This window comes from Azospirillum sp. A26 (assembly GCF_042604635.1).
Classification (GTDB): domain Bacteria; phylum Pseudomonadota; class Alphaproteobacteria; order Azospirillales; family Azospirillaceae; genus Azospirillum; species Azospirillum palustre.
Window position 1 is genome coordinate 2,938,792 of record NZ_CP170472.1, and the last position, 10,167, is coordinate 2,948,958.

General features: G+C 69.2%; 12 protein-coding genes and 1 riboswitch. Of the genes, 9 read left to right on the forward strand and 3 right to left on the reverse strand.

What is annotated here, in order from left to right; genetic code table 11:
- The first annotated feature begins 20 nt into the window (after nt 1–20).
- A riboswitch (TPP riboswitch) is annotated at nt 21–120 on the forward strand.
- From thiO to ABNQ39_RS14750, 5 genes are all read left to right on the forward strand, one after another.
- Complete coding sequence (gene thiO / locus ABNQ39_RS14730; protein ID WP_376958262.1) at nt 112–1,308, forward strand: glycine oxidase ThiO; 1,197 nt, start codon at nt 112–114, stop codon at nt 1,306–1,308. (Overlaps the previous riboswitch by 9 nt.)
- On the forward strand, nt 1,305–1,526 hold the full coding sequence (thiS, locus tag ABNQ39_RS14735) for a sulfur carrier protein ThiS (RefSeq protein WP_376958263.1): 222 nt from the start codon (nt 1,305–1,307) through the stop codon (nt 1,524–1,526). The genes thiO and thiS overlap by 4 nt, the downstream gene beginning before the upstream one ends.
- A 183-nt stretch (nt 1,527–1,709) precedes the next feature.
- On the forward strand, nt 1,710–2,516 hold the full coding sequence (locus ABNQ39_RS14740; protein ID WP_376958264.1) for a thiazole synthase: 807 nt from the start codon (nt 1,710–1,712) through the stop codon (nt 2,514–2,516).
- Nucleotides 2,517–2,661: 145 nt separating this feature from the next.
- Nucleotides 2,662–3,105: a PaaI family thioesterase gene (locus ABNQ39_RS14745; protein WP_376958265.1), complete on the forward strand. Its 444-nt coding sequence runs from the start codon at nt 2,662–2,664 to the stop codon at nt 3,103–3,105.
- A gap of 29 nt (nt 3,106–3,134) precedes the next feature.
- Nucleotides 3,135–3,599 carry a hypothetical protein gene (locus tag ABNQ39_RS14750; protein ID WP_247880082.1) on the forward strand — a complete coding sequence of 155 codons (465 nt, stop codon included), beginning with the start codon at nt 3,135–3,137 and terminating at the stop codon, nt 3,597–3,599.
- 45 nt (nt 3,600–3,644) lie between these two features.
- Here ABNQ39_RS14750 and ABNQ39_RS14755 read toward each other — a convergent pair whose 3' ends face one another.
- The 3 genes from ABNQ39_RS14755 to ABNQ39_RS14765 form a co-directional block, all read right to left on the reverse strand.
- The gene (locus ABNQ39_RS14755; RefSeq protein WP_376958266.1) at nt 3,645–5,801 is read right to left on the reverse strand and encodes a hypothetical protein; all 2,157 of its coding nucleotides are present in this window, start codon (nt 5,799–5,801) and stop codon (nt 3,645–3,647) included.
- Between the two features lie 112 nt (nt 5,802–5,913).
- A complete protein-coding gene (locus ABNQ39_RS14760) occupies nt 5,914–6,153 on the reverse strand; it encodes a hypothetical protein (RefSeq protein WP_098740583.1) in 240 nt (79 codons plus the stop codon).
- A gap of 50 nt (nt 6,154–6,203) precedes the next feature.
- A complete protein-coding gene (locus tag ABNQ39_RS14765) occupies nt 6,204–6,389 on the reverse strand; it encodes a hypothetical protein (RefSeq protein WP_109052013.1) in 186 nt (61 codons plus the stop codon).
- Between the two features lie 251 nt (nt 6,390–6,640).
- On the opposite strand from ABNQ39_RS14765, the gene ABNQ39_RS14770 reads away from it, so the two are divergent.
- The 4 genes from ABNQ39_RS14770 to ABNQ39_RS14785 all read left to right on the forward strand — a co-directional run bounded on the left by ABNQ39_RS14770 (nt 6,641) and on the right by ABNQ39_RS14785 (nt 9,902).
- Nucleotides 6,641–7,354 carry a response regulator gene (locus ABNQ39_RS14770; RefSeq protein WP_042696260.1) on the forward strand — a complete coding sequence of 238 codons (714 nt, stop codon included), beginning with the start codon at nt 6,641–6,643 and terminating at the stop codon, nt 7,352–7,354.
- 113 nt (nt 7,355–7,467) lie between these two features.
- A complete protein-coding gene (locus ABNQ39_RS14775; RefSeq protein WP_376958267.1) occupies nt 7,468–8,082 on the forward strand; it encodes a 2-hydroxychromene-2-carboxylate isomerase in 615 nt (204 codons plus the stop codon).
- A gap of 248 nt (nt 8,083–8,330) precedes the next feature.
- On the forward strand, nt 8,331–9,356 hold the full coding sequence (locus ABNQ39_RS14780) for a potassium channel family protein (protein WP_376958268.1): 1,026 nt from the start codon (nt 8,331–8,333) through the stop codon (nt 9,354–9,356).
- A gap of 117 nt (nt 9,357–9,473) precedes the next feature.
- Entirely contained in the window at nt 9,474–9,902 is a 429-nt protein-coding gene (locus ABNQ39_RS14785) for a DUF1489 family protein (protein WP_376958269.1), read from the forward strand.
- Nucleotides 9,903–10,167 lie beyond the last annotated feature (265 nt).

A 10,167-nucleotide genomic window follows, 5' to 3' on the forward strand; every position in this document is an offset into this window, starting at 1 on the left:
GGAAGATTGGCATAAGGCAATCCATAGGCCTGGGGTGCCGTGCGGTGGTCGCGCGGCTGAGAACACACCCATCGAACCTGTCTGGGTAATTCCAGCGAAGGGAGCCGCCGCATGATCCATGCGCCAGAACCGCATCCATATTCCGTTTCCGCGTCCGGACTCCGTCCTTCCCTGGCCCGCCCGTCCGTTGCCATCGTCGGCGCCGGCTGCATCGGCCTCGCCATCGCCTGGAGGCTGGCGTCGGCCGGCTGCCGCGTCGATGTCTTCGAGCGGGGGGAGGCCGGGCGCGGCGCCACCCATGCCGCCGGCGGGATGCTGGCCGCCTGTGTCGAGACCGAGCCGGGCGAGGAGGGGCTGCTGCCGCTGACCCGCGCGTCGCAGGCCCTGTGGCCGGACTTTGCCCGCGATCTCGAAGCGGCGAGCGGCATGGCCGTCGACCTGCGCAGCGAAGGCACCATGGTCATCGCCCTGACCGCCGACGATGCCGCGAAGGTGCGCTTCCTGCACGGGTTCCAGCGCGATCTGGGGTTGCCGGTGGAGTGGCTGAGCGGGGCCGAGGTGCGGCGGCGCGAACCCTTCCTGCAACCGGGTGTCGCCGGCGCCCTGTTCTGTGCCGGCGACCATCAGGTCGACAACCGCAAGGTCTCGGCAGCTCTGCGCCGCGCCGCCGAGGCTGCCGGCGCCCACCTGCACGAGCAATGCGGCGAGGTGGCGCTGGCGGTGGAGGGCGGGCGCGCCGTGGGTGTGCGGGTTGCCGAGACGCTGCACCGGGCCGACCGGGTGGTGCTGGCCGCCGGGGCGTGGTCGGCCGGGGTGCCCGGACTGCCGCCCGCCGCCCGGCCGCCGGTGCGCCCGGTGAAGGGGCAGATGGTCTGCCTGCGCATGGATCCCCTTCTGCCGCTGCTGCGCCATGTGGTGTGGACGCCCGGCACCTATCTGATCCCGCGGCTGGACGGCCGGCTGCTGATCGGCGCCACGACGGAGGAGCGCGGCTTCGACGACCGCCTGACCGCCGGCGGGCAGTTCGCCCTGCTGGACGGGGCATGGCGGGCGCTGCCCGGCATCGCCGAGCTGCCCATCGAGGAAGCCTGGGCGGGTTTCCGTCCCGGCAGCCGCGACGACGCGCCGATCCTGGGCGAGAGCTGCATTCCCGGCCTGATCCACGCCACCGGCCACCACCGCAACGGCATCCTGCTGACCCCGGTGACCGCCGACGGCATCGCCCGCCTGGTGCTGACCGGCGAGACCGACCCGCTGCTGCACCCCTTCGCCGCCGACCGCTTCGTTGCCGCGGGAGCCGCCGCATGAGTGCCGTTTCACGTGAAGCCATCCGCGTCAACGGCCGTGAGGAGCCGCTGTCCGCCGCCTCCGTCGCCGAGTTCCTGGCCGGGCGCGGCATCGCCGAGGGTGCGAAGGGCGTCGCGGTCGCTTTGAACGGCGCCGTGGTCCCCCGCCGCCGCTGGCTGGAAACCGCGCTTAAGCCCGGCGACAGCCTGGAAATCGTCCGCCCCATCCAGGGCGGCTGACCCCCCGATCTTCCCTCTCCCGCCCCGGGAGAGGGAAGGGGCCCATGCGCAGCATGGGAAGGGTGAGGGGTGGGGCAAGGATCAGAATCCATGTTCGGATACCCCCTCACCCTCCCCACGCCTAAGGCGCGGGTCCCCTCCCTCTCCCGGGGCGGGAGAGGGCCTTTGCAAAAGGTTCTCCCCATGCCCACCGACACCCCCGACACCCTCACCATCGCCGGGCGCAGCCTCGGCTCGCGGCTGTTCCTCGGCACTGCCGGCTATCCGAACCAGCAGGTGATGCTCGACGCGCTGGCGGCCAGCGGCAGCGAACTGGTTACGCTGGCGATCCGCCGCATCAGCCTGGACGGCTATTCGGAAAGCCTCGTCGACGTGCTGGCCCGCGCCACCGCCGGGCGGCCGACCGGTCCGGTCGGGCTGCTGCCCAACACCGCCGGCTGCATGACCGCCAAGGAGGCCGTGCTGACCGCCCAGCTGTCGCGCGAGGCGCTGGACACGCCCTGGATCAAGCTGGAGGTCATCGGCGACCGCGAACTGCTTTATCCCGACGTGGAGGAACTGCTGCGCGCGACCGAGGAGCTGGTGAATGACGGCTTCGTCGTGCTGCCCTATTGCAACGACGATCCGGTGACCTGCCGCAAGCTGGCCGACCTGGGGGCGGCGGCGGTGATGCCGCTGGGGGCCTTCATCGGTTCCGGCATGGGCATCCGCAACCCGCACGCCATCGAGACGATCTGCGCCCGCAGCCCGGTGCCGGTGGTGCTGGACGCCGGCATCGGCACCGCGTCCGACGCGGCGCTGGCGATGGAGCTTGGCTGCGCCGCCGTTCTGTTGAACACCGCGGTGTCGAAGGCACGCGACCCGGTGCGGATGGCGGCGGCGATGCGCGATGCGGTCAATGCCGGCCGCGCCGCCCATCTGGCCGGCCGCATGCCGATGCGCGCCCATGCCGAACCGTCCAGCCCGCAGATGGGCCTGATCGGCGGCTGAGGGCGGCCAATTGCGGAGCGACCGGAGAACGGCCGGGGTGGGCAAGGTGACGCGCACTCCGTTCGGCCGCTTGATCCGGCGGGGCGGCTGACGCAGGCTGTGGCGCACCGCCTCCCTTGGCGCCCATCTGCCGGAGACCCTTCCCTTGCCCGCCATTTTCGAACCCCGCACTCCCGACTGGAAGGCGCGCTGCTTCGCGTCCTTCGAACAGCAGCCGATCTGCAAGACGCTCGGCATCGAACTGGCGGCGATGGAGCCGGGCTTCTGCGAGATGCGTTTGCCCTTCCGTGCCGACCTGACGCAGCAGCACGGCTTCTTCCATGCCGGCATGGTCAGCACGCTGGCCGACAATGCCGGCGGCTATGCGGCGCTGAGCCTGATGCCGGCCGGGGCGGAGGTGCTGGCGGTGGAGTTCAAGATCAACCTGATGTCGCCGGCCAAGGGCGACGTCATGATCGCCCGCGCCCGTGTGGTGAAGCCGGGCCGCACCTTGGTCATCACCCAGGTCGAGGTGTCGATGCTGGACGGCGGTGTCGAGAAGGACTGCGCCCTGATGCAGCAGACCACCTTCTGCGTGATGCCGAAATGACGTTTCAACCGGTTCGAAAGGGCTTTTCCATGCTGTCTGCCCGTCTGTTGTCCGTGCCCGCCGCCCTGCTGCTGGCCGGCGGCATCGCCGTTCTGGCCGCCGCTCCGGCCGAGGCCAAGGACCCGCCCTCCTGCGCCGCCATCTCCTTCCGCTCGCTGCCCAGCGGCGCGCCGGACGGCGAGCAGGATGCCGGCCTCTACAAGTCGCGCTTCGGCAAGATCGAGGTGAAGGCCGACGTCAAGGGCGGGCAGGCCACCAGCTACTACATGGTGCTGAACGGCAAGAAGGTGGACGGCCCGGCCAACCCGCCGAAGATGTCGGAGGCCTGCCTGAAGTCCAAGCACGTCAAGGTCCCGGTCGCCAAGCAGACCCAGGGCACCTGCACCGGCACCCGCTTCCGCGTCGTCGTCGACCGCTCCAGCGGCAAGCCGGTCGCCGCCTTCTTCGGCCTGCAGGGCGAGGATTGGGCCTATTGCAGCGCGACGACGCTGTAAGGACAAAGTGCGAAAGGGGGGCGGAACTCCGCCCCCCTCATCTCCTCAGATCACCAGGGCCTTCACCCGTTCGCGCAGCACCTGCCGGGCCTTCTCCGCCTCCGCGCGGGCGGTGGTCAGGTCGCGAGCCAAGCCGTCCAGGCGGTTCTCCGCCTCTCCCATCTTCGCCAGCGTGCGCTTGTGCAGGTCGCTGCCCGCCGGCAGCGCCTTCAGGTTCTCGCGCAGCCGGTCCTGGTCGGCGATGCGCTCCGTCCGCTCGTCCTCCAATTCGGCGATGCGGCGCTCCTTCTCGGCGACGGTGGACTGCAGGCCGGCCAGCGTGGTCAGCGCCTGACGCACCTCCGGCGGCAGTTCGGGGGCGGAGGCGCGGGCGGCGATCTGGTCGGCGCTCAGATCGGTCAGCACGATCCGCTCCTGCCGCGGCCGTTCCAGCGTCGCGGTCAGCGTCACCGTCTTGCCGGCCGGCACCGCCAGCGGCAGGCGGTAAGCGCCGGCCGTCGCCTCCGGCTTGCCGCCCGCCGGCTCGGCGAGGTCCCAGCCGGGACGGCGCGGATGCTCGATCACCACGCTGCGGTCGGCGTCCGGGGCGCCCGCCACCGTGTAGGTGGTGCTCTGCCGGTCGGTGACCGACAGGGTCAGCACCCCGTCCGCAAGGGCGGCGCGGGAGAGCCGGCGGCTCGGCTTCTCCTCGCGGTCGATGGTCACCGCCTGATCGACGGCGAAGGACAGCAGGCGGCTGTCGCCCGCCGGCAGGGTCGCCATGCGCGCGTCGCCGACATAGGCGCTGGTCTCCGCCCCGGCGCCGCCGGTCCGGTCATAGAAGGTCAGCAGCCCCGGCGGCAGGGCGGTGTCGCCGTCGTTGCGCAGCCGCAGCGACGCCAGCGGGTGGCGGGCATCGGTGCCCGGCTGGTAGAGCGCCACCCGCTCCACCGGCAGGCTGAGGACGGCGATCGGCATCATCAGCGTCCCGCCGTTCGGCACGCTGACCGGCTGCGGGTAATGGAACAGCACCTGGGCGCCTTCCGCAGCACCGGCCTCGGCACCGCGCACCGCGGCCATCGCCGGAGTCCCGGCAGCACTGCCGTAGGGCGCCACCTTCGCCAGCGGCTCGCCCACCGGTGCCGGTTCCATGGCCGGTGCGGGAGGCGGGGGAGCGGCCATTGCCGCAGCGGGCGGCATCGCGGCGCGCGAGGCTTCCGATTGCGGCCGCATCGCCGGATGGGCGTCGTTCAGCGTCACCGTGCCCTCGTCCGCCGTCGGCAGCACCCGGCCCAGCACCTCCACCGGCACCTCCGGCCGTTCGACGAAGTAGGGGGTGTAGAGCGCTTGGCGCAGGGTGACCGGATTGCCCGACACCACCGTCAGATCGACGCCCTTCCAATCCTCGCCGCTGAGATTCTCCAGCACCGCCCAGCCCTGCAGCGCGCCGCTGCCCTCCTTCGCCGCCCCGGCTTGCGGCTGCCCGCTCTGCGTCATGCTGAGCCGATAGGTCGCCTTCCACAGCGGCATCTCCGCGACATAGCCGACCCGGACCCGCCGCTCGCCTGCGGTTTGGCCATCCTGCGGCGCCCGGCTGTGCACGGTCAGCTGCCGCCGCTCGCGCCGGGCATTGTCCGCCACCGCCGACAGCGCCCGGTCGATCTGGGCCTGCACCGCCGGATCGGTGAAGCGCAGCGCGTCGGCCTCCTCCAGCACCAGCTGGCGCAGCCCGTCGGCGGTCATCAGCGTCACCCGGTGGCGCGTGGCGGTCGCGCCGTCGCTGCCCGGCAGCCGCACCGTCTCCTCCGTCACCGACATCAGCCGGCCGGTCAGCTGGCGGGAGCCGCCGGACGTCACCTCCGCCCCGCGCATCGCGTTCAGCAGAGCGGCGGGCGAGGTGAGGTCGCCCGCCGAGAAGGGCAGTTCGCGGAAGGCGGTGTCCAGCGGTTCGGCGCCGGCCAGTCCGATGGTGCCGACGCCGCCCTTGTCGTCATAGACGACGATGCTTTTCAGCACGTCGTCGACCTGATCGCGCCGCACCTCCAGCGACAGGTCGGCATCGCCGCTGACCGTCGCCTCATATTCGAAATAACCGACGCCGCCGGTGGACAGCAGAACCCGAGTCAGCGCCAGTTGCCCGCCGGTTGGCCCGTCCGCCGCGGCCCAGGCGGCCGGGGCCGCCATCAGCAGGGCGGTGGAGGCGAGAAGGATGGCACGGGTCATGATTGTCTCTCCGGTTCTGTTGCTCCCGACCGTCGGCATAAGCGCGAATTCGGGCGGGATTAGGGAGAGCGTTGCCGGAGGGGACGGATGGGCCGGAAGGGTGGGGCCGTGGTCAGGGCGCCGCCGTCAGCCAGCGTTCCATCATCGTGCGCCACAGCGGCGCGCCGTTATGGGCCGTGACCTGTGCCGCGTTCGGCGTGCAGCCCGGATTGCAGCCCTGGTGGTGGCTGCAACGCTCCGCCACCGGACGGCGGTTGCCGTCGGCGGGCAGGCGCCTCGCGGTCCTGGAGTGGGCATGCGATGCGGTGCGCTGGTGCGGCATCGGCAGTGCCGGGGCGGTGCAGCCGGACATGATCGTGGTCTTGTCCCAGTCCTTCGGGGGCCAGTCGTTCGGTTGTGCCGTCAGCCCGGCCGTCCGACCGAGCGCGCCGAGTCGAGATGGCGCCTCGCCTCGCCCAGCAGCAGCCGGTGCTGTGCCAGCGTTTCGCGGATCGGGCCATGCTGCCCATAGACCCGCACCTCGTTCAGCAGACGGTCGGCGCGGTCGAGCAGGGCCAGACGTTCCAGGCAATGATCGATGTTCGACATGGCGGCGCATTCCCCATCACGGCATTGGTCCGGCGCCCCTTGCCGGGCAACCGTCCCCTGTTCGATGGTCTGGATTTAAACCGCAACGTGTTTCTGGTTAATGTCTGCGCAAGGGTATTTTTATGTCGCTGGAGCGGCAGGGGGTTTCAACCAACTCACGCGGTGGGCGAAAGAGCCGCGGCTGTTACGGGGTTGTAACGCATTGCGTGGCGCTCGCGCGTGAGATAAGAAGGTTTGGGGAGGTAACAGGCATGCATATTCTCGCGGTCGACGACGACGAGCCGATTCGGGAGCTTTTGGCCTCATATCTGGCGGGAGAGGGGTACCGGGTCACGACGGCGCAGGATACCGCATCGGCCCGGCAGGCACTGGATGGCGAGCCTGTCGACCTCGTGGTCTGCGACCTGCGCCTGCCCGACGGCGACGGTCTGGGGCTTGTCCGCCAGATCCGCACCGAATCGCAGATCCCCGTCATCATCCTGTCGTCCAAGGATCAGGACGTCGACCGCATCGTCGGGCTGGAGCTGGGCGCCGACGATTACCTGACCAAGCCCTTCAACCCGCGCGAACTGCTGGCCCGCATCAAGGCGGTGCTGCGCCGCGTCTCCAACGACGCCCGCCCGGCCCGCAGCCCGGAAGAGCTGCGCGCCGTCGTGCAGTTCGCCAACTGGGAACTCGACCTCACCGCCCAGCGTCTGCGCGGGCAGGAGGGGCGCGAGGTGGAGTTGACCAAGGCGGAGTTCGGCCTGCTCGCCGCCTTCGTCAAGCGGCCACAGCGGGTGCTGACCCGCGACCAGCTGCTCGACCTCACCCGGGTCGACGGGGCGGAGGTGTTCGACCGTTCCATCGACGTGCTGATCCTGCGCCTGCGCCGCAAGATCGAGGCGAACCCGAAGGAACCCCGCATCATCAAGACCGAGCGCGGCGCCGGCTATGTCTTCGACGCCAAGGTCCGCACCGTCTGACGGGTCCGTATTGCCCATCCGGCCTCCTCACCCTTATTGCGCCGGACACCCCCTGGACGCCTTCCCACGCCCGCGTTAGCCTTTCCTGAAAATCTCTCGGAGAGGAAACGCGCGTGTCTGATCCCATCGATTTCTATTTCGACTTCGGCTCGCCCTACGGTTACTTCGCCAGCCTGCGCATCGACGAGTTGGCGGCGAAGCATGGCCGCACCGTCACCTGGCACCCGGTCCTGCTCGGCGCCATCTTCAAGGTGACGGGCATGAAGCCGAACCTGGAGCAGCCCCTGCGCGGCGAGTATCTGACCCAGGATGTCGGACGCATCGCCCGCCTGACCGGCGCGCCCTTCACCTTCCCCGATTCGGCCCCGGCCAATGGCGTTGCCGCCTCGCGCGCCTTCTACTGGTTGGCCGACGAGCATCCTGAACAGGCCAAGCTGCTGGCCCGTGCGATCTATCACGCCCATTTCGGCGAGGGGCAGGACATCGGCCCGGCCGACACGGTGGCGGAGATCGCGGCGAAGACTCTGGGCAGCCTCGGCATCGACCGCGCCGCGGTGACCGCCGCCATCCAGGATCCGGCGGTCAAGGACCGGCTGCGCAGCGAGGTCGACGATGCGGTGGAACGCGGTGTCTTCGGCTCGCCCTTCATCATCGTCGATGGCGAACCCTTCTGGGGCTGGGACCGGCTCGATATGGTCGACCGCTGGCTCGCCACCGGCGGCTGGTAAGGGCGGCTGGTAAAGCCGGGGCTCCGGATCCTCATCCGGGGGCGGAAAGTGCTGACGGTCGGGGCCGGCAAACCGCTATAACCATGGGCTATAGCTCCGTGCGTTTACTATGAAACGCACGGAGCTATCGCTTTCTGTCTGACGATCAGATTCGCGTTTCAAATCGATTCCGATTTTACGCGATCCGATCTAAGACTTTCGGTTGGGCGCCGGCCGCGGTGCCTGCTCTCGTTTCGGTTTACCGCCCCATGGATCAGATCGTTCCCGACCGCCGTCCCCGGACCTCCAGCCCGCCCCCGGCAGTCCCGCCCGGCAATCATGGGGGTGGGCATGGCGGCGGGCACGCGGGCCGGGGGGCGTCGAAGTCCTGGCTGGGCGGGGCGTTGCTGACGGCTCTGCTGCTCGGCCTGATCGCCCTGTCGATCCGGTCGGTGTCGGGCGACCTGACCTTTGTGCTGCTGGGGTCGGTCGGGCTGGTGGTCGGCGCCTTCCACTATCTGTTTCCAGGCAGCCAGTTCTTCACCCTGGCTTTGACCAACTTCATCGGCGTCTATGCCTGCATCTTCGTTTTTTTCGCCGAAAGCAACTTCCACAACATCAGCCCGCTGATCCAGGCGATTGCCTTCGTCCTGCCGCTGGTCGCCTTTCTCGGCGGCGCCTGGTGGCGGGCGGAGGACATCCGGCGGATCGTGATGTCCAGGCGGTTGCGGGAAGGCGGCCATTTCGACCGCGTCTTCCTGTGGATGGCACCGGTCTGGGGCATCGGCGCCCTGACATTCCTGGTGCCCGAACAGGACATGGACACCCAGGCCATCGGCGCGATCTTCCTGCTGGCCATGTCGGCCATCGCCGCCATCGTCGTCCTGGTGTCGCGCGACATCGCCATCTTCCTGCTCGACGCCGGCCTGCTGTTCGAAGGCTTTTTCCAGCAATCGGCCCGTCTGGTCCTGCCGGCCTTCGCCTTCCTGACCTTCTATTCGCTCTGCATCATCCTGTTCGGCGCCATCTACACCATCATGGACCGCTTCATGGCGGAGCCGAACTTCGTGATCGAGGGCGTCAGGCGCGACATCACCTTCGCCGAGGGCATCTATTTCTCCATCGTGACCTTCGCCACCGTCGGCTATGGCGACATTCACCCGGTGTCCGGGGTGGTCCGCCTGGTCTGCGGCATCGAGATCGTCATGGGCGTGCTGCTTCTGCTGTTCGGTTTCAGCGCCATCATCGGCCATGCCCGCCCGCCCGGCCGGTCGGACCGCAACGATCCGCTCTGAGGACAGATCCGTCCCGCGCTCCGGGCTGCGGGACAATCCGGCATAACGCACTATGTCAGGAGGCGCGCTATGCTGGGCGCGGTTCCGTCCCTCCTGTCATGAGACCTTGCAGCCTCCATGCCTCTCCATCTGATCAAGCTCGCCGTCGGCGTCCGTGACCTCGACCATCTGGCGGAGCTTCAGGACCGCCGCGCCGTAACCGCCGGCGGCCAGACCCGCATCCCCGTCTACACCCGCCGCCTGCCCAAGCGCGGCGATGAGCTGCTGGCCGGCGGATCGATCTATTGGGTGATCAAGGGCAGCGTCCTGGTGCGCCAGCCCATCCTCGCCATCGACACCGATACCGGCGAGGAAGGCGAGAGCTATTGCACCCTGCATCTTGCCTCCGACCGGGTGCAGACGGTGCCGACAGCGCATCGACCCTTTCAGGGCTGGCGCTATCTGACGACCGAAGCCGCCCCCCAGGATCTCTCCGCCGCTGGCGGGGCAGGGGACGAGTTGCCGGCCGACATGGCGGCGGAACTGCGTGAACTCGGTCTGCTCTGAAGAAAACATCCGTCGGTTCAGCCAACATAAAAAGCAGAAGGCGATGAAAAAAGCGCTTGCGCGGTTTGGGGGAGGGCGCCTATAAACCGCTCCACCGACGGCGGGGCGCTGAACGAGGCGCGGCGGCGGCGGCAGAAACGGAAGAGAAAACAGCGACTTAGCGGTTTCGATCTTCCGGCTTCGACCGAAATTCTCCGGTCACTCCGATCCGATCCTCTCAAGAAGAGGATGCGGAAGAGCGGCCGGTGCGGCACGTTTCAGTGCT

What these genes read in the sequence shown, in the direction of transcription:
- thiO (WP_376958262.1), top strand. Translation starts at nt 112, where the DNA reads ATGATCCATGCGCCAGAACCGCATCCATATTCCGTTTCCGCGTCCGGA.
- thiS (WP_376958263.1), top strand. Translation starts at nt 1,305, where the DNA reads ATGAGTGCCGTTTCACGTGAAGCCATCCGCGTCAACGGCCGTGAGGAG.
- ABNQ39_RS14740 (WP_376958264.1), top strand. Translation starts at nt 1,710, where the DNA reads ATGCCCACCGACACCCCCGACACCCTCACCATCGCCGGGCGCAGCCTC.
- ABNQ39_RS14750 (WP_247880082.1), top strand. Translation starts at nt 3,135, where the DNA reads ATGCTGTCTGCCCGTCTGTTGTCCGTGCCCGCCGCCCTGCTGCTGGCC.
- ABNQ39_RS14755 (WP_376958266.1), bottom strand. Translation starts at nt 5,801, where the DNA reads ATGACCCGTGCCATCCTTCTCGCCTCCACCGCCCTGCTGATGGCGGCC.
- ABNQ39_RS14760 (WP_098740583.1), bottom strand. Translation starts at nt 6,153, where the DNA reads ATGTCCGGCTGCACCGCCCCGGCACTGCCGATGCCGCACCAGCGCACC.
- ABNQ39_RS14765 (WP_109052013.1), bottom strand. Translation starts at nt 6,389, where the DNA reads ATGTCGAACATCGATCATTGCCTGGAACGTCTGGCCCTGCTCGACCGC.
- ABNQ39_RS14770 (WP_042696260.1), top strand. Translation starts at nt 6,641, where the DNA reads ATGCATATTCTCGCGGTCGACGACGACGAGCCGATTCGGGAGCTTTTG.
- ABNQ39_RS14780 (WP_376958268.1), top strand. Translation starts at nt 8,331, where the DNA reads ATGGATCAGATCGTTCCCGACCGCCGTCCCCGGACCTCCAGCCCGCCC.
- ABNQ39_RS14785 (WP_376958269.1), top strand. Translation starts at nt 9,474, where the DNA reads ATGCCTCTCCATCTGATCAAGCTCGCCGTCGGCGTCCGTGACCTCGAC.